General features: G+C 60.4%; 17 protein-coding genes. 11 read left to right on the forward strand and 6 right to left on the reverse strand.

Going from position 1 to position 18,320, the window contains the following annotated elements:
• Positions 1–376: 376 nt before the first annotated feature.
• Positions 377–550: a hypothetical protein gene (locus HFO71_RS02645; protein ID WP_003541368.1), complete on the reverse strand. Its 174-nt coding sequence runs from the start codon at positions 548–550 to the stop codon at positions 377–379.
• A 279-nt stretch (positions 551–829) separates the two neighbouring features.
• On the opposite strand from HFO71_RS02645, the gene HFO71_RS02650 reads away from it, so the two are divergent.
• Positions 830–2,665 (forward strand): aminopeptidase P family protein, encoded by a 1,836-nt coding sequence (locus HFO71_RS02650; RefSeq protein WP_168258915.1) that lies wholly within the window; start codon positions 830–832, stop codon positions 2,663–2,665.
• A 67-nt stretch (positions 2,666–2,732) separates the two neighbouring features.
• On the opposite strand, the gene HFO71_RS02655 is transcribed toward HFO71_RS02650, so the two are convergent.
• Both HFO71_RS02655 and HFO71_RS02660 read right to left on the reverse strand, forming a co-directional pair.
• Positions 2,733–3,041: an AzlD family protein gene (locus HFO71_RS02655; protein WP_168258916.1), complete on the reverse strand. Its 309-nt coding sequence runs from the start codon at positions 3,039–3,041 to the stop codon at positions 2,733–2,735.
• Positions 3,042–3,044: 3 nt separating this feature from the next.
• Positions 3,045–3,776 (reverse strand): AzlC family ABC transporter permease, encoded by a 732-nt coding sequence (locus tag HFO71_RS02660; protein ID WP_168258917.1) that lies wholly within the window; start codon positions 3,774–3,776, stop codon positions 3,045–3,047.
• 132 nt (positions 3,777–3,908) lie between these two features.
• Here HFO71_RS02660 and HFO71_RS02665 point away from each other — a divergent pair, with 132 nt between their 5' ends.
• Together HFO71_RS02665 and HFO71_RS02670 are read left to right on the forward strand one after the other, a co-directional pair.
• Positions 3,909–4,163, forward strand: a complete 255-nt coding sequence (locus tag HFO71_RS02665) for a DUF2164 domain-containing protein (protein WP_017961276.1) — start codon at positions 3,909–3,911, stop codon at positions 4,161–4,163.
• An 85-nt stretch (positions 4,164–4,248) separates the two neighbouring features.
• Positions 4,249–5,841, forward strand: a complete 1,593-nt coding sequence (locus tag HFO71_RS02670) for a hypothetical protein (protein WP_221987515.1) — start codon at positions 4,249–4,251, stop codon at positions 5,839–5,841.
• 53 nt (positions 5,842–5,894) lie between these two features.
• Here HFO71_RS02670 and HFO71_RS02675 read toward each other — a convergent pair whose 3' ends face one another.
• Positions 5,895–6,560 carry a dihydrofolate reductase family protein gene (locus HFO71_RS02675; protein WP_168258919.1) on the reverse strand — a complete coding sequence of 222 codons (666 nt, stop codon included), beginning with the start codon at positions 6,558–6,560 and terminating at the stop codon, positions 5,895–5,897.
• A 95-nt stretch (positions 6,561–6,655) separates the two neighbouring features.
• Entirely contained in the window at positions 6,656–7,282 is a 627-nt protein-coding gene (gene pncA / locus HFO71_RS02680; protein WP_168258920.1) for a bifunctional nicotinamidase/pyrazinamidase, read from the reverse strand.
• Between the two features lie 372 nt (positions 7,283–7,654).
• Between pncA and HFO71_RS02685 the strand changes: the two genes are divergently transcribed.
• Positions 7,655–8,002: a hypothetical protein gene (locus HFO71_RS02685; RefSeq protein WP_027664282.1), complete on the forward strand. Its 348-nt coding sequence runs from the start codon at positions 7,655–7,657 to the stop codon at positions 8,000–8,002.
• Positions 8,003–8,019: 17 nt separating this feature from the next.
• Here HFO71_RS02685 and HFO71_RS02690 read toward each other — a convergent pair whose 3' ends face one another.
• A complete protein-coding gene (locus HFO71_RS02690; RefSeq protein WP_221987516.1) occupies positions 8,020–10,500 on the reverse strand; it encodes an ATP-dependent helicase in 2,481 nt (826 codons plus the stop codon).
• A gap of 247 nt (positions 10,501–10,747) precedes the next feature.
• Between HFO71_RS02690 and HFO71_RS02695 the strand changes: the two genes are divergently transcribed.
• From HFO71_RS02695 to HFO71_RS02725, 7 genes are all read left to right on the forward strand, one after another.
• Positions 10,748–11,224 carry a VOC family protein gene (locus HFO71_RS02695; RefSeq protein ID WP_206987745.1) on the forward strand — a complete coding sequence of 159 codons (477 nt, stop codon included), beginning with the start codon at positions 10,748–10,750 and terminating at the stop codon, positions 11,222–11,224.
• Between the two features lie 446 nt (positions 11,225–11,670).
• A complete protein-coding gene (locus HFO71_RS02700) occupies positions 11,671–13,614 on the forward strand; it encodes a PrkA family serine protein kinase (protein ID WP_027664285.1) in 1,944 nt (647 codons plus the stop codon).
• Between the two features lie 12 nt (positions 13,615–13,626).
• Positions 13,627–14,901 carry a YeaH/YhbH family protein gene (locus tag HFO71_RS02705; RefSeq protein WP_077978772.1) on the forward strand — a complete coding sequence of 425 codons (1,275 nt, stop codon included), beginning with the start codon at positions 13,627–13,629 and terminating at the stop codon, positions 14,899–14,901.
• Complete coding sequence (locus HFO71_RS02710; RefSeq protein ID WP_206987747.1) at positions 14,898–16,448, forward strand: SpoVR family protein; 1,551 nt, start codon at positions 14,898–14,900, stop codon at positions 16,446–16,448. The genes HFO71_RS02705 and HFO71_RS02710 overlap by 4 nt, the downstream gene beginning before the upstream one ends.
• An 88-nt stretch (positions 16,449–16,536) precedes the next feature.
• On the forward strand, positions 16,537–16,800 hold the full coding sequence (locus tag HFO71_RS02715; RefSeq protein ID WP_077978770.1) for an antitoxin: 264 nt from the start codon (positions 16,537–16,539) through the stop codon (positions 16,798–16,800).
• Positions 16,797–17,210 (forward strand): type II toxin-antitoxin system VapC family toxin, encoded by a 414-nt coding sequence (locus HFO71_RS02720; protein WP_206987749.1) that lies wholly within the window; start codon positions 16,797–16,799, stop codon positions 17,208–17,210. The genes HFO71_RS02715 and HFO71_RS02720 overlap by 4 nt, the downstream gene beginning before the upstream one ends.
• A 180-nt stretch (positions 17,211–17,390) precedes the next feature.
• Positions 17,391–18,317: an adenylate/guanylate cyclase domain-containing protein gene (locus HFO71_RS02725; protein WP_168287717.1), complete on the forward strand. Its 927-nt coding sequence runs from the start codon at positions 17,391–17,393 to the stop codon at positions 18,315–18,317.
• The last annotated feature ends 3 nt before the right edge of the window (positions 18,318–18,320 follow it).

The raw sequence follows: 18,320 nt of genomic DNA on the forward strand, positions 1-18,320 counted from the left end.
GCGGTGTCCTCTTCTCCCCAGCGGGGAGAAGTGCCGGAGCGATAGCGAGGCGATGAGGGGGTGAGCGGCGAAGCCGCGAATGCGCAGAGCGCAGCGAAGGGCAATGAATGGCGTGCCGTGTGGCCCCCTCATCCGACCCTTCGGGCCACCTTCTCCCCGAGGGGAGAAGAGGGAGCAAGCTGCGACCGGATCATTCCACAGGATAGCGTACCTCCCAAGCCTTGTTGAAGATAAGAAAAAGGCGGTGCCGATGGCACCGCCTTCGACCGGTCTATCCGGTCAATGCCCGCGAGCTCAAGGGGAGGAGCGCTCAAGCGGGCTCTACTGCATTCCAATAGGCCTGTCCGGGAGGGAGGAGACGGACTGGCTTTCAGGCTTAGAACGCGTAGCTGGGGGCGCCCTTGTGGCGCGTGGCCCGCTGGCCGGCGCCGAGCAGCTTGAGGCTGTCCTCGTTCTGCGGGCGGCGGGCGCCGATCACGTGACGCACGGTCTGGCGTTCGCCAGCCTGCACCGGGCTGCTATATGCGAAGCGCGAGAGAGAGGCGGTCATTTCAAGAATTCCTTTATTTACCGGTTCATCGCGAACCGTTCGATGACGCCTATATAGCTATTCTGAAATGCGGAGGCAGAGGGTTTTGCTCATGGGAGCCATGCGGCCAACGCATAAAGCGTGCCAAATTAACTTTTGGCGTCACAGTTCCGTCAAAATGTTGAGCGGTTCCAGCGGTTTCGACTCGTATTGTCGCTTTTTCTCCCCATCGATTGAAATTTCGCTAACATGGCCGGCATCCCATTAACCGGATTCGTCTCAATCATTCGGGTTTCCAGCATGTTCCAGTCTTTCGAGGTTACCTCCACGCCGCAATTCGGCAGGGATCGTGTATCAGCGCTGCGCGCTAGTTTCGATTCGCTCGGCATCGACGCCTTCCTCGTGCCGCGCGCCGATGAATTCAACGGCGAATATGTCCCCGCATGTTCGGAGCGCTTGGCGTGGCTGACGGGCTTTACCGGCTCGGCCGGCATTGCGCTGATCCTGCGCACGCAGGCGATCGTCTTCGTCGACGGACGTTATGTGACGCAGCTTGCCGAACAGGTCGACGGTTCTGTCTTTTCGGGTGGCGATCTCGTCAACGAGCCGCCGCATGTCTGGCTTGCCGCAAACGGAGCCAAGGGCCTGCGGCTCGGCATCGACCCCTGGCTGCATGCCGGGGCCGAGGTGCGCCGTCTGGAAAGGGCGCTGTCGGAGATCGGCGGCACGCTGGTCTTCCTGCCGCACAATCCGCTCGACAGGCTTTGGGCTGACCGGCCGGCCGAGCCACTCGGCGCGGTCAGCGTCCAGAACGTCGCGCAGGCCGGCGTGCTGGCGAGAGAGAAGATCGCGGCGATCGCCGCCGATCTTTCGAATAAGAACCTTGCGGCGGTGTTGATCGCCGATCCCTCTTCGATCGCCTGGACCTTCAATATCCGCGGCGCCGATGTGCCGCACACGCCGCATCCGTTGGCACGCGCCATCATCCATGCCGACGGCGGGGCCGAGATCTTCCTCGACAAGCGCAAGACCGGCATCGAGCCGGAGGCCTATCTCGCGCAGATCTGCACGCAGCTGCCGCCATCGGCGCTGGAAGAAAAGCTCGCCACCGTTTCCAGGGATGGCGGCCGCGTGCTGATAGACCCTGACATCGCCGCCTATGCGCTGGCCGAGATCATCCGCAAGGCGGGCGGCGAAGTGGTGGAGGGCGCCGATCCCGCCAAGCTGCCGCGCGCGGTGAAGAACGACGTCGAGATCAACGGCTCGGCCGCCGCGCATCTGCAGGACGGGGCGGCGATGGTGGAATTCCTTTATTGGCTGTCGCAGACGAAGCCCGGCACGGTGAGCGAGATCGCTGCTGCCGAGCATCTCGAAGCGGCGCGCGCCCGCGTCGGCCAGAGCATGCAGAACCCGCTGAAGGACATTTCCTTCGACACGATTTCGGGCGCCGGCGAACATGCGGCGATCATGCATTACCGCGTGACGACCGAGACCAACCGGATGATCGAAGCCGGCGAACTCTTCCTGATCGATTCGGGCGCGCAATATATCAACGGCACGACCGACATTACCCGCACCGTCGGCATCGGCACTGTTTCGGAAGAGCATCGGCGCTTCTTCACACTGGTGCTGAAGGGGATGATAAATATCAGCACGGCGCGTTTCCCGAAGGGCACGCGCGGCTGCGACCTCGATCCGCTGGCGCGCATCGCGCTGTGGCGGGCCGGTGCCGATTTCGCCCATGGCACAGGCCATGGCGTCGGCTCCTATCTCTCGGTTCATGAGGGGCCGCAGCGCATCTCCCGGCTGTCGACGCAGGAACTGCTGCCCGGCATGATCCTTTCGAACGAGCCCGGTTATTATCGGCCCGGCAGCTTCGGCATCCGCATCGAGAACCTGATCTATGTGCGCGGCGCCGAAGAGATCGAGGGCGGCGATGCGCCGATGCTCGGATTCGAGACGCTGACTTTCTGCCCGATCGACCGCAGCCTCGTCATTCCCGATCTTCTGACCCATGACGAACTGCACTGGTTCAACGACTATCATCGCCGCACATGCGAGGCGCTGATGCCACTCATCCACGATCACGATGTCAGGGCCTGGCTCGAAAACGCCACGCTGCCGCTGGAATATTGAGAACGGCATTACAGCGTCGGCGACGCTGTAGCACCTTGAATTTCTGCGCCGGCTTTCGGGCCGGTGCTCAGGCGCCGATCGAGTGGCGCCAGGTCATCACGACGATCCAGGCGGCGACCAGCATCCATGTATGGGTGAAGCGCAAGCCGATGAAGAGGGCGGCGATCAGCGCCAGCTTCGATTCCCAGCCGCCGATGAAGAAGGCAGGCGCGACGAGCGTCGTCAGCACGGCCGCCGGCACGGCATTCAGCGCTGCCTCCATGCGCGGGGGGATGCTCTTCATTCGGGTGATGAGGATATAGCCGCCGATGCGGGTGGCGAAGGTGGCGGCGGCGGCTGCGAGGATGACGAACGCCATGTGAAGATCGAATTCCATGGCTCAGACCTCGTGCACTTCGGATTGGAGGGCGTCGGCTTCCAGATCCTGCGGTTGCGGCGGCAGCGGCAACAGGGCGGCGAGCACGATGCCAACGGCGGCACCGAGGCTGACATGCCAGGGCGAGCCGACATAGCGGTAGGCGAGTACGGAAGCCACAGCGCTGACGAGCGCCACGGGCAGGAAATTGTCTCGCTTTCGGAAGCCGAGGACGATGCCGAGGAAATAGGCCGGCAGCAGGATGTCGAGGCCGATGGCCTTGGGATCGCCAATGAAGCCGCCGAGCATGCCGCCGGCGACGCTGATCAGCACCCAGGGAATGTAGATGATGATGCCGAAGCCGAAATACCAGGCGAAGGTGAGTTGCCGGCCGGTCTCGGCGCGCTTGACCGCTTCGGCGAATTGCGGATCGACGAGCAGGAAAAAGGTGAAGAATTTCTGCACCGGCGTGAAATGGCCGATGTAGCGCGCCAGCGCCGCCGAATAGAGCACGTGGCGGAAATTGACGGCGAGGATCGACAGCACGATCAGCCAGGCGTGGACATTGTGACCGAAGAGTTCGATGCCGACCATCTGGCTGGCGCCGGCATAGACGGTGGCGCTCATGAAGGCAGCTTCGGAGAGCGACATGCCGTTTTCGACCGCAAGCGCTCCGAACAGGGCGCCAAAGGGCGCCGATGCCAGAGCAACGGCGGAGCCGCCCCGCAAACCTTCAACAAAGTCGGCGCGATTCATGGGATCTTTCCTGTTGGAATTCAGGTTTTCCCTTATGGTCTACTGCTTGCAACGGCAATTGAATTTCATTGATTGACCAATCGATTTCGCTGAACCATCAAACTCCCGATCGCATTCGGTAAAGAGGCAACCATGAAGAAGATCGAATTTTCGAAGGAAGAAAAGGCTGAGATCGTTTCGCGCATCCGCGCTTATTTCGACCGGGAGCTGGATCCCATCGGCGCTTTGCCGGCTGAATTCCTGCTTGACTTCTTCGTCGAGGAGATCGGCCCGTACGTCTACAATCGAGGGCTGAGAGATGCCCAAGCCGCCCTGTTGAAGCGAATGGAAGACATGGCCGAAGATATCCATCTGCTTGAGAGGGAGGAAAAAATTCTAGCGCCTTAGAATCAAACCAGAGCCTTCACTTAACGCCAAATTATGTCTGCACCGATATGGTCGTGACGCTTTCGTTCACCGGGTTGCGTGTTATTTGGCCGTGATTGTCTCTGTTATCGATGAACCTCGATCCGCCAAGCTCGGCAAAGCGTTGATCTTCACGGTCTGGCTTACGCTGGCGTCTGCGCTTTGCTGGTCCGAAACGGTCTGGCGTGACGAGGTTCGTGCTTTGTCACTCGCCCTCCAGGGGGATAATTTCATCGATATGCTTCGCCAGATGCATGGCGAGGGTCATCCTGCTCTTTGGTATATTCTGCTGCGCGCCGCCTATGTCGTGGTCGGCTCACCTGTCGTCCTGAAGGTCGTCGCCCTGACGGTTGCAGCGGCGGCGGCCTATCTTCTGGTTTTCAGGCTGAAACTGCCGCTTTCCATCATGCTGCTTTCGCTGTTCAGCAGCTTTTCGATTTTCGACTACGCCGCGATGTCGCGAAATTACGGCATCAGCATGCTGGTGATTTTTCTTATCGTCTTGAATTGGGAGAAAGGAACACGCAACGGGCTATTGCTCGGCCTGTTGTTTGCATTGCTGGCAAATACCAACGTCCATTCGGTCGTGCTCGTCGGCGGCTTCCTTGCCTATTGGTTTTTCGGTTTGCTTCTGGCGCGACCAAGGCCTCCTCTGACGGAATATCGGGCCTTTGCGACAGCCGCTGCCGTTGCCGCGGTTGGAGTTGTTCTATGTTTCGTAACGGTCTATCCGACCTTCAATGATACGGGGCAGAACGATCTCAGCGGCAAGAATTTCGCTTTGTTTGCCCTTGGTGCACTTGCCGCACCCAGTTCCCATTTTATGGCATTCTATCCCGACCGGATCCTCGAATTGGTCGTGGCATATCCGTTGGCCTCCCGGATTTTCGCAGCGTTGATGTCCGTGCTCATCTACGCCAGCCTGTTGGCGCTGGCGAACCGGCGGCCGGCGATGATCGCAGCCGGACTGGTTCTCTTGGGGCTTTCGCTGCTTTTTACGCTTGTCTATCCGGGCGGATACAGACATCAGGTGCTCTGGCTGGTTTTCATGATCGCGATCACCGCCTTGACCAGACATACTCAGCGCGAGGGGGCGGGCGCTGCCAGCATCGAGGCTGCTGGCGGGATCGTAAGGTTCGGGCGTCTGTGCTTCCTGATATTGCTGGCGCTACAGGTCGTGTCCGGTATCGAAAAGATCAATCAGGCCTTCATAGCCGAAATACCCCTGAGCCGAAGCAAGGATTTCGGCGCGTTCATGCAATCGCGCCCTGATCTCAAGGACGCGGTCATCATAGCGGATCCCGACTATCTCGTGGAAGCCTTGCCCTATTACGTCTCCAATCGCACCTATCTCCTGCGGGAGGAGCGGTTCGGCGCCATTGTGCGATGTACCCGCAACGCGCGGCTTTCGCTCAGCCTTGCCGATATCCTCCAATCAGCACGCCGATTGCAGCAGAGTGAGGGGGTGCCTGTCATCATTCTTCTCTCGCAGCGGCTCGATCGGATCACTGCTCCCGTCTCCTTGCGTGAAAGCTACGTATGGCGGCTGTCTCTGACGCCAGAGGAGATTTCGGCTTTCCAAAGCGCGACAGAGCTCGTCAAAAGCTTCGGTGCGGTTGCCGGAAGCGATGAGACCTACGACGCCTATGTCTTGAAATAAGAAGCCAGACGGCTGCCTGCCTAACTTCCGCTCTTTCGCTCGCCCGCGCTTTCTCAGCCCTCGCGCTTCATCCGCTCCCGGCGTGCGAGTTCGGCCTGCGAGGGCTCGGCCATCGCGAAGCTGCCGGTGTCGACTTTGCCGGCGCGCTGGTAGACGCTCATGATGACGCCTGTCGTCGATACCGAGCTGGCGGTGAGCTTCAGCGCCGCTGGCTTGGTGCCCTTGCCGAACAAGCGCTTCCCGGGGCCAAGGATGAGCGGGAAGGTCAGGAGCCGGAGTTCGTCGATCAGGTCGTGCACCAGCAGGGTTTGCAGCAGGCCGCTGCTGCCCTGCGTCAGGAGGTCCGGACCGTCCTCCTGCTTCAAGCGGGCGATCTCGGCGGCGGCATCGCCGCGCAGCGCAACGGTATTTTCCCAGGTGAGCGGCTCGGCGGAAGTGGTCGCGACATATTTGGTCGCGGCATTGAAGGCTTTTCCGATGGGATCGTCTTTGCCGACGAAGGGCCAGTGCGCCGCAAAGATCTCGTAGGTCTTGCGGCCGAGCACCAGCGCGAAGGGGTCGGTAAAAATCCCGTCCATGAAACCGCCCATCGACTCGTCCCAGTAATTGACGGTCCAGCCGCCAAGGGTGAAGCCGCCGGTCGGATCTTCCTGCGGCCCGCCCGGCGCTTGCATGACGCCATCCAAGCTCACGAAGGCTGCGGTAACAAGCTTTCTCATCTCTCAACTCCCATGATTGGTGTGTTCAGAGCCAAGGACGAATGGACCTGTGCCGATCCGACATCCGCCACATTGCTTTTTGTCGCTGATCTCAATCAGCCGACTAAGACCTTGGCGCTGTCGATGATCGCGATGCCATGCGCCCGCATTTCCTCTATGGCGGCGGCGACGCCTTCGGGCGTGATGCCGCGGCTTGCATCTTCGATGAAGCGCACGCGGACACCGGGCATCATTTCCAGTGCGTCGAGCGCGGAGAACTTGACGCAATAGTCGGTCGCCAGCCCGCAGACGTCGAGGTCGGTGACGCCCTGATCCTCGAGGAAATCGGAGAGGCCGGTCGAGGCATCGCGGTCATTGTCGCGGAAGGCCGAATAACTGTCGATATCAGGATCCTCGCCCTTCTGCTGGATCAGGTCGATCTCTTCGGATTTGAGTTCGGGGTGCAGTTCGGCATCGAGCGTACCCTGAATGCAGTGATCAGGCCACATCATCTGCGGCTTGCCCGAAAGTTCTCCCATCTCGAAGGGGGCGGCACCGGGATGGGCGGAGGCGAAGCTGCCGTGGCCCGGCGGATGCCAGTCCTGCGAGGCGACGATCAGATCGTATTTGCCGCTGTCGATCAGTCTGTTTGCGACGGGAACAACCTTTTCGCCCTCCGGCACCGGTAGATTGCCGCCCGGACAGAAGCCGTTTTGAATGTCGACGAGCAGCAGCGCTTTCATCAAGGCCAATCCCTTCGCTTTATTGCAGTGTAAGACGCCAAGCACACCGAATGGATCAACTAGTGGATTTCCAGGCGCGGACGCGCAAGTGTTAATTCTGGCACTAGCGGTAGGAAGTCACCAAAACAGAGCGCTCTAATACGATCACTGCGAGAGTTGACGGGGCGATCGGTGTCTGAGCGCGATTAAATCCATGCCGGTGTTGACCCGAAATTGCCGTAACGCAGTGCGGACGAGCTATGGGCGGAGTGCCCGGGTTTGCGCGGCTGCGGCATTTCGTCTGCTTTCTGCGAGAGGTGACGTCAGGCCGACCTTGCTCCGGGTTATGATTTCTGCCTTTCTAACCCTTGGAAGCAAGCCGGAAGCAAAGCCATGTCAGAGCCGGATCCCGACGAAAAGATCGATGCGACGTTTCGCAACGGCTCGCTGACGGCGGCCGGGATCATCCTTGGCTTCTCGCTCAATTTCATCAGTGTCTGGGTTTCCAATCCCAATGACTGGAGCCGCATCGATATCCTGCCGATGCTGTTCCTGACCGTGGGCATCGCCATCCAGGTGAAGGTCTTTGCCGATTTGCTGGCGCGGGACTCCCTCTTCGCCGCGAAATATGATCGGTCGCGCCGGCTCTTTCTGATCGGGTTGGGAATCGTCGCCGCGGGCATGGGTGTTGCGCTTGTCAACGATATTCTCGGGCTTGGAAGGATGCGGATGCTCGGGTGAGCGCTGCTGACGCGAGGTCACACGCGCTCGACAAATCCGTCCAGCACCCGCTTCTGTCCCGCCCGGTCGAACTCGATCGTCAGCTTGTTGCCTTCGATGCCAGTGACGTTGCCGTTGCCGAATTTCAGGTGGAACACGCGATCGCCGAGGGTGAATCTCGACGGTTCCGACGAGGTCGATTTCGCCACCAGCTCGCCTTCGATGGTGCGCCCCTTCGGGCCGCTTTCGCCATAGCCGATGCGTTCGACGGCGTGGCCGGAGCGGGTGCCCCAGTTGTCGCGTGTAGCGTCTGTCTTGTTGGCCTGGGCGCGTTTCCAGCCGGGAGTGGAATAGGAGTTGGCGAAGGGTTCGGCCTTGTCGAAGCGGGACTGGCCGTAGCCGCCGCGGCCATACCCGCCGTAGCTCTGCTCCATTTCGGCGACCTCGACATGGGTTTCCGGCAGTTCATCGAGGAAACGCGAGGGCAGGGTCGATTGCCAGAGGCCATGGATGCGGCGGTTGGAGACGAACCAGATGTGGCAGCGGTGCTTGGCGCGGGTGATGCCGACATAGGCGAGGCGGCGTTCCTCCTCCAGGCCGGCACGGCCGCTCTCATCCAGCGAGCGCTGGTGCGGGAAGAGGCCTTCCTCCCAGCCCGGCAGGAAGACGGTGTCGAATTCCAGGCCCTTGGCCGAGTGCAGCGTCATGATCGAGACGGCGTCGAGGTTCTCGTTGGTCTCGGCATCCATCACCAGGGAGACGTGTTCGAGGAAGCCGCGCATCGACTCGAAGCTTTCCATCGAGCGTATCAGTTCCTTGAGGTTTTCGAGGCGGCCGGGGGCTTCAGCGCTCTTGTCGTTCTTCCACATGTCGGTATAGCCGGACTCTTCAAGGATCTGCTCGGCAAGTTCGGTATGCGGCGTGTTTTCAAGCAGTTCCTGCCATCGGCGGAAAGATTGAATCACGTCGAAGAGGGCTTTTCGCGCCTTCGGCTTCAGCTCGTCCGTCTCGATGATGTCGACTGCTGCCGCAAGCATCGGGATATCCCGGGCACGGGCATAGTCGTGCAGCGCCCGCACCGTCGTATCGCCGAGGCCGCGCTTCGGGGTGTTGATGATGCGTTCGAAAGCGAGGTCGTCGGAGGCTTGAGCAACCAGGCGGAAATAGGCCATGGCATCGCGGATCTCGAGGCGCTCGTAGAAGCGCGGGCCGCCGATGACGCGATAGTTGAGGCCGAGGGTGACGAAGCGGTCTTCGAATTCGCGCATCTGGAAGGAGGCGCGCACGAGGATCGCCATGTCGTTCAAGAGATGCTTGCCGCGCTGGAGCTGCTCGATCTCCTCGCCGATGGCGCGGGCTTCCTCCTCCGAATCCCAGGAGGCATGGACCTGCACCTTGACGTCGTCCGGATCGGAGCGGTCGGTGAACAGCGTCTTGCCGAGGCGGCCTTCATTATGGGCGATCAGATGGGCGGCGGCCCCGAGGATATGTTCGGTCGAGCGGTAGTTGCGCTCGAGCTTGATCACCTTGGCGCCAGGGAAATCCTTTTCGAAGCGCAGGATATTGTCGACCTCCGCGCCGCGCCAGCCATAGATCGACTGATCGTCGTCGCCGACGCAGCAGACGTTCTGGGGCTCGCCCTTGGGGCGCTGGGCGAGAAGCCTGAGCCACATGTACTGGGCGGTGTTGGTGTCCTGGTACTCGTCGACGAGGATATAGCGGAAGCGACCATGATATTCCTTCAAGAGATCCGGGTTCTTGCGGAAGATCGCGATCGGATGCATCAGCAGGTCGCCGAAGTCGCAGGCGTTCAGCGTCGTCAGGCGGTTCTGATAGGCAAAATAGAGATCGCGGCCGCGGCCATTGGCAAAGGCGCGGGCGTCGCCCTCAGGAATATCGGCGGGGCCGAGACCCTTGTTCTTCCAGGTGTCGATCATGCCGGCGAACTGCTTGGCCGGCCAGCGTTTATCGTCGAGGCCTTCAGCCTGGATGATCTGCTTGATCAGGCGGACGACGTCGTCGGTATCGAGAATGGTGAAATCGGAGCGCAGGCCGACGAGCTCGCCGTGGCGGCGCAGAAGTTTGACGCCGATCGAATGGAAGGTGCCGAGCCAGGGCATGCCTTCGACGGCGCCGCCGACCAGCAACGCGATACGCTCCTTCATCTCGCGGGCCGCCTTGTTCGTGAAGGTGACGGCGAGGATCTGCGAGGGAAAAGCGCGGCCGGTATTGAGGATATGGGCAATGCGGGTCGTCAGTACGCGGGTCTTGCCGGTGCCGGCGCCGGCGAGCACGAGGACCGGGCCCTCCAGCGTTTCGACGGCTTCGGTCTGTTCGGGGTTCAGCCCGGCGAGGTAATCCGGCCGCTTGCCGCCGTCGCGAGCCGCCATGGCGCGCGCCGCGATACCGCCACCGGCGGCGGGCGCCCTTTCGGCGGGGGCGGCAGGCGGCTGCGGCTTGCGCGCCATCTCGCCCGGCTCTTCGTCGAAGAAGGGCATATCGTCGAAACTATTGCTCATGGCGCGTAATGTAGTGATTCGGGAAGGAAAGACCAGAAAAGATGTTCTGCTTTCATTCCCGAGCCGCCGCCATCTCAGGCGGTATGTTGCGGTCGGCAAGGTCGCCGCCGAGCGCGGCTGTGGTCGCCATGCAGGCAAGCAGGGCAAAAAATTCGGATCAGGCGTGTCGGAACCGGCGCTGGTGGGGCGTCCTTGGATCATCGGACAGCAGTCCGAATCACCACCTGTCAACAAGGAGGCCGTTTTCATGCCGAAGGTCGTTTCAAATCTCTGGTTCGCCGAGGAAGCGCGCGAAGCCGTCGAATTCTATGTGTCTGTTATCCCGGATTCCCGGATCGGCCGCACCACCATATTGCCGGCGGAAACGCCGAGCGGGCCTCCCGGCAGCGTCGAGCTGATCGAGTTCACGCTTGCCGGCCAGGCCTTTCTGGCGATGAAGGCCGGCCCGCTTGATAGTTTCAACCATTCCTTCTCGATCGCGATTCTCGTGGAAAGCCAGGCCGAGATCGATCGGATATGGGAGGCATTCCTCGCCAATGGCGGCACGCCGGAAGCGTGCGGCTGGCTGAAGGACCGCTGGGGCCTTTCCTGGCAGATCGTGCCGCGCGTGCTCTCCGAGATGTTCGCCGACAGCGATCGCGAGCGGGCGAGGCGGGTAACCGAAGTGATGCTCGGCATGGTCAAGATCGACGTCGCCGCGCTCGAGGATGCGTTCAACGGCTGAAGGCCTGCGGAGACATGATCGCAATATCCGGCGCATGATCGTCATGCGCCCATTTCGCTAAGAATATTCCGTTTCTAAGAATATCCCGAACTTTCCAGCGTCATATGGCCCGTCGCACATCGATGTTCACCAATCGAACGGGCTCGCCGCCTGCCGATCGCTGATTTTCGGGATCTCGAATCACGGGCGGTATTGCACACCTTTTTCATCTTTCTGTCACGTCGTGAAATGTGCTGATACCGCGATGGCGTCTTTCTGAACTATACTGACCAACAGTTTCGTACAGTAATTAAAGATCCGGTGGATGCACAATTTCGTGCATTGCTAGAAATGGCCGGTGAGCGTGGAATAACCGACGAAACTATTGATTCTCAGGAACGTCATGGCCATCTCGATGGTTATAAGGACACCTGAAGCCTGTGGCATTAACCTTGAATGGAGGGCCCATGCTGAGCGAATCCGTATTTGATGCGTTCACCCGCAGTTATGATGCGCGTCGCGAGACCGATATGTCGATCTCGGAGTACCTCGATCTTTGCAAAAAGGAACCGCTTGCCTATGCCAATGCGACCGAGCGTCTGCTCGCCGCGATAGGCGAGCCGCAGATGGTCGACACCGCCAGGGACACCCGCCTCGGCCGGATCTTCATGAACCGGACCATCCGGATCTATCCGGCCTTTGCCGGCTTCCACGGCATGGAAGAGACAATCGAACGCATCGTTTCCTTCTTCCGGCACGCGGCGCAGGGGCTCGAGGAGCGCAAGCAGATCCTCTATCTGCTCGGCCCGGTCGGCGGCGGCAAGTCATCGCTGGCGGAGCGGCTGAAGCTGCTGATGGAGGTTCATCCGATCTACGTGCTGAAGGCCGGTGACGAGATCAGCCCCGTTTTCGAAAGTCCGCTCAACCTCTTCGACCCGGACACGATGGGATCGCTCCTGCAGGAGCAATACGGCATTCCCCTGCGGCGCCTGAGCGGACTGATGAGCCCGTGGTGCCTGAAGCGGCTCGACGACTTCGGAGGCGATATTTCCCGCTTCCGTGTCGTCAGAGTACAGCCTTCGCGGTTGCGCCAGATCGCCATCGCCAAGACCGAGCCTGGAGACGAGAACAATCAGGATATCTCGTCCTTGGTCGGCAAGGTCGATATCCGAAAGCTGGAGACCTATTCCCAGAATGATCCGGATGCCTACAGCTATTCGGGCGGCCTCAACCGCGCCAATCAGGGCGTGCTCGAATTCGTCGAGATGTTCAAGGCGCCGATCAAGATGCTGCATCCGCTGCTGACGGCGACGCAGGAAGGGAACTATATCGGCTCCGAGAATATCGGCGCCATACCCTTCTCCGGCATCGTCCTTGCGCATTCGAACGAGGCGGAATGGCAGACCTTCAAGGCCAACAAGAACAACGAAGCGTTCATCGACCGTATTTGCGTGATCAAGGTGCCCTATTGCCTGCGCGTTACGGAAGAGCAGAAGATCTACGAGAAGCTGATCGAGGGATCGGAACTCGCCGATGCGCCATGCGCCCCGGCAACGCTCGAAATGCTGGCCCGCTTCTCCGTGCTTTCCCGCCTGCGCAAGCATGAGAATTCGACATACTTCTCGAAGATGCGCACCTATGACGGCGAAAGCCTGAAGGAGACGGATCCGCGTGCCCGCAGTGTCCAGGAATATCGGGATGCCGCCGGCATCGACGAGGGCATGGACGGCATATCGACCCGCTTCGCCTTCAAGGTGCTCGCCTCCACTTTCAATCACGACACCACGGATATCGGCGCCGATCCGGTTCATCTGATGTATGTGCTGGAGCAGTCGATCCGCCGCGAGCAGTTTTCCGACGATGTCGAGAAGCGATATCTGGAATTCATCAAGGCCGATCTTGCGCCGCGTTACGCAGAGTTCATTGGAAATGAAATCCAGAAGGCCTATCTTGAGTCCTATGCGGATTACGGACAGAATCTGTTCGACCGCTACGTGGATTATGCCGATGCTTGGATCGAAGACGTGGACTTCAAGGATCCCGATACCGGCCAGCTTCTCGATCGCGAGCTCCTCAACCAGGAACTGACGAAAATCGAAAAGCCGGCGGGAATCGCCAATCCGAAGGATTTCCGCAACGAAATCGTCAAGTTCTGCTTGAGATCGCGGGCAGCCAACGGCGGAAAGAATCCGTCATGGACGAGCTATGAGAAAATCCGGGAAGTCATCGAAAAGCGAATGTTCTCGCAGGTCGAAGATCTTTTGCCGGTCATTTCCTTCGGATCGAAGAAGGATTCGGAAACAGAAAAGAAACACAGCGAATTCGTCTCGCGCATGGCCGCGCGGGGTTACACGGAGAGGCAGGTTCGGCGCCTCGTCGAATGGTACATGCGCGTCAAACAGGCAAGTTAATGTGGAGCCAATATGCACATTGTCGACCGTCGGCTAAATCCGCGCGGTAAAAGTCTGGAAAATCGGCAACGGTTTCTTCGGCGCATGAAAGGCGCCGTGCAGCAGGCGGTAAAACGTTCTCTGCAAAACCGGAACATTCGCGATGTACTCGACGGCGGGGAAATCAGCCTGCCGATCGATGGAATGGCCGAGCCGAACTTGAGAAGGGGCGACGGCGGCATCCGCGATCATATCCTGCCTGGAAACAGGGCCTTCGTCGAAGGCGACATTCTTCCGCGCCCGCCGGGGAGCAGGGGCGGAAAACCCAAGGATGCGGGTGAGGGCGACGGCGAGGACGGCTTCCGCTTCGTGCTGACGCGCGAGGAATTCCTGGATGTGTTCCTGGACGATCTGGAACTGCCCGACCTTGCCAAGCGGCGCTTGGCCGAAACCGAGGAGGAAACTCCGTTCCGTGCCGGTTATTCCGTGTCGGGATCGCCGTCCAACATCGCCGTCGGTCGCACGACCAGGCTCGCGATGATGCGCCGTGTCGCGCTTCACCGTCCGCGCCGCGAAGAAATCGAAGCCCTGCAGCGGCAGGTGGAGGAATGCGAAGACGACGAGAGCCGGCTGACGCTTGAGGCAAAACTCAAATCCCTGACGGAAAAAAGCCGGCGCATTCCCTATATCGATCCGCTCGACGTGCGGTATCGCCGCTTCGAAAACGAGCCGAAGCCTGTGGCGAAGGCCGTGATGTTCTGCTTGATGGACGTTTCCGGTTCAATGTCGGAACACATGAAGGACCTGGCGAAGCGGTTCTATCTGCTGCTCTACCTTTTCCTGTCGAAGCGTTACAAGAAAGTGGAGATCGTCTTCATCCGCCATACCGACAAGGCCGAGGAAGTCGACGAGGAAACCTTCTTCTATGGCCCGGCAACGGGCGGCACGCTGGTTTCCAGTGCGCTAGCGGCAATGCGGGCCATCATCGCGGCGCGTTTCGATCCGGCGGAATGGAATATCTATGGCGCCCAGGCCTCGGACGGCGACAACGCCCATTCGGACGGGAACCTGAGCGGACAGCTGCTGCGCGAGATTTTGCCGCTGTGCCAGTATTTCGCCTATATCGAGGTCGGCGAAGAAGGCGGTGACTCCTCAGTATCCCGCTCGCCGCTTTGGATGCTCTATGACGGGATCCGTTCCGAACTGCAGCCGCTTTCAATGCGCAAGGTCTGCCGGCGAAACGAAATATTCCCTGTTTTCCACGATCTCTTCCAGAAACGTGACGCACAGTCGAAGGTGACGCCATGACCATGACGATGAGGCCACGAGAGCGGCTATTATTCGAGGGGGCCGACTGGGATTTCGCAACGCTCCAGCGCATCCACGACGCCTGCGAGGAGATCGCGCTCGGCGAACTCGGCCTCGACGTCTATCCGAACCAGATCGAAGTCATCACCTCGGAGCAGATGCTGGATGCCTATTCCTCGACCGGCATGCCGCTCTTCTATCGGCATTGGTCTTTCGGCAAGCATTTCGCGCATCACGAAACCTTCTACCGCCGCGGGATGCGCGACCTTGCCTATGAGATCGTCATCAACAGCTCTCCCTGCATCTCCTATCTGATGGAGGAGAACACGGCGACGATGCAGACGCTCGTCACCGCGCATGCGGCCTTCGGCCACAACCACTTCTTCAAGAACAACTATCTCTTCAAGCTCTGGACCGATGCGGAGGGCATCCTCGACTACCTCGATTTCGCCAAGGGTTATATCACCCGCTGCGAAGAACGTTACGGCGAGACGGCCGTCGAGCGCACGCTCGACGCAGCCCATGCGCTGATGTCGCACGGGGTGCATCGATACGCGGGCAAGACCACGATTGACCTTCGCCAGGAGGAGAAGCGGCAGCAGGAGCGCCGCACCCACGAGGAGCAGATGTTCAACGACCTGTGGCGCACGGTTCCCGTCGGCAAGGCGCGGAAGGCGGGCGACAGCGGCCTGGAAAAGCGCCGCGCCGCCCTCGGGCTCCCTCAGGACAACATCCTATACTTTCTGGAAAAGTCGGCGCCGCGGCTGCAGCCGTGGCAGCGCGAGATTCTTCGCATCGTCCGCCATGTCGCGCAATATTTTCATCCCCAGCGGCAGACCAAGGTGATGAACGAGGGAACCGCCACCTTCGTCCACTACCAGGTCATGAACCGGCTTCACGAGCGGGGGCAGATCAGCGACGGAAACTTCCTCGAATTCCTGAAGTCGCACGCCAACGTCGTGTTCCAGCCGAGCTATGACGACCGGCGGTTTTCGGGCTTCAATCCCTATGCGCTTGGCTTTGCGATGATGCAGGACATAGAGAGGATCGTCACGACGCCGACGGAAGAGGACCGCGCATGGTTTCCCGATATCGCCGGACGAGGCGATGCGATGGCGGTCCTGCGCGACATCTGGGCCAATTACCGGGACGAGAGCTTCATCAGCCAGTTCCTGAGCCCGAACCTGATCCGGCAATTGCGGCTGTTCCATCTCTACGACGATCCGGAGCAGACCGAGGGGGTACTGGTTTCGGCGATCCACAACGAGCGCGGATATTTGCGCATCCGCCGCCAGCTCTCGCGCGAATACGATATCGGCTGGACCGATCCGGCAATCGATATCGTTGACGTCGACCTCGCCGGCGACCGCCGCCTGCTTCTGCAGCACATCGTCATGAATGGCTGCTATCTCCAGGAAGCCGACATGAAACTCGTCCTGCAGCATCTTGCCGATCTCTGGGGCTACGACGTCCTGCTTCAGGAAATCGACAGTTCCAGCACGGTGGCGAGGGAACACACGGCGAGCCCGCGCAAGATCGTTCAGTGATCGAGCGTTCTTCTTGAGGCGCCGGACTTCTTGCTCGCCGCCGGCTATCGGTATATATCATGGTAGCTATCGCGATGTGGAGGCTATCATGGCAACGAGAACTGCCAAGATTTTTACGACCGGCCGCAGCCAGGCGGTCAGGCTCCCTGCGGAGTTCCGCTTCGAGGAGAGCGAGGTGTTCGTCCGTCGTGATCCGAAGACCGGCGATGTCATTTTGTCACGCAAGCCGGAGTCATGGGATGGTCTCTTTGAACTCTATGGCAAGGATCAGGTTCCGGACGATTTCCTGGGGCCTGACGACCGCCAGCAGCCTTCTCATGATCGTGATCCATTCGAAGGCTGGAAGGAATGACAGCCTGGATGCTCGATACCAATATGGTGAGCCATGTGATCAAGGGCGATCGGCAGGAGATCATCGAAAGGTTGGCCGCGCTTCCGATGGAGGACATCGTCATCTCATCGATCACCGAAGGGGAGCTGTTCTACGGTCTTGCCAAGCGAGGCTACCCGAAAGCGCTGTCGGAGCGGATCCGCCAATTCCTGCTCCGGGTCGACGTTCTGCCTTGGGATCACGATGTCACGCGAACTTATGGCGACCTGCGCGCTGCCTGCGAAGCCAAAGGCGTGATCCTGGCGCCCCTCGATATGATGATTGCCGCTCATGCCGTTGCAACTGCCGCAACCCTCGTCACGCGCGACAAGGCTTTTGCTCGCGTTTCGGAGCCTTTGAAGGTCGATGACTGGGCGAGTGAAGGAAGCTGAATCGTCCACGCCGCCTCTCATGCCTGGGAAACGCGGGTCGACGATCAGCAATTATCGGTGGTAACGAACACAAAGGCTTAGTAATTTACCGCGGCTGCAATAGCCCATGATCTCCAATCGACCAGTTTCAGCCTTTGCAGCGATCTTTCCCGGCGGCGGATAGCGCGGAGACGAGAGACCATGAGTGAAACGCGGCGCAAGCTGACGACGATCTTCTGTGCTGACGTGCAGGACTATACGCGGCTGATGGGGGCCGACGAGGAGGGGACGCTTGCGAGCCTGAAGCGCTGCCGGGAAGCGATGGGGCGCCTGATCGAAAGCCATGGCGGCCGCGTCGTCAATACCTGGGGCGACGGGCTGATCGCCGATTTCCCGAGCGTGGTCGAGGCGGTGCGTGCGGCCGTCGACACCCAGAACGAACTCGCGGGTTTCAACGCCCGCCGCCCGGCCGACGGTCGCATGCTCTTCCGCATCGGCATCAATCTCGGCGACGTGATCGTCGAGGGCGACGACATCTATGGCGACGGCGTCAATATTGCGGCGCGGCTGCAGACGTCGGCTGCGGCCGGCGGCATCGTGATATCGAGCACCGTCTACGACCAGGTCCGCAACAAGGTGGCTGTCGGTTTCGAGTTTCTCGGACCGCTTATGGTGAAGAACGTCGATGAAGGCGTGCCGAGCTACGCGGTAAAGATCGGCGATACCAGGGACGAGACGCCCCCTGCAGAACGATCCGGCTCCGCGCGGCCGCAGCCGGCGCCGGCGCCGGTTATGGCGGCCGCTAAGGCCGAGACAACCCCAGCACCGGGCGGACGCAGGCTGTATGGCGTGCTCGGCGTCATCGCCGGCGCCCTGATCGGTATCAATCTGCTGTCGTGGCAGGGCGTCTTCTGGGCGCGTTTTCCGGTGCTGGCGCTTGCCGTCGTCGCGGCGCTCGCCTGGAACCGCGACCAGACCCGGTTCAATCGCAAGATCACGTTGCTGGCGATCCTGGCGCTCGGCCTTGCCGGCATCAACCTCTTCACCTGGACGGGGCAGTTCTGGGCGATTTGGCCGATACTGGGCATTGCGGCCGTGATGGGCCTGCGGTGGTCGATGCGCCGATAGGCA

Source organism: Rhizobium laguerreae, assembly GCF_019778565.1.
In the GTDB taxonomy this organism is placed as follows: domain Bacteria; phylum Pseudomonadota; class Alphaproteobacteria; order Rhizobiales; family Rhizobiaceae; genus Rhizobium; species Rhizobium laguerreae.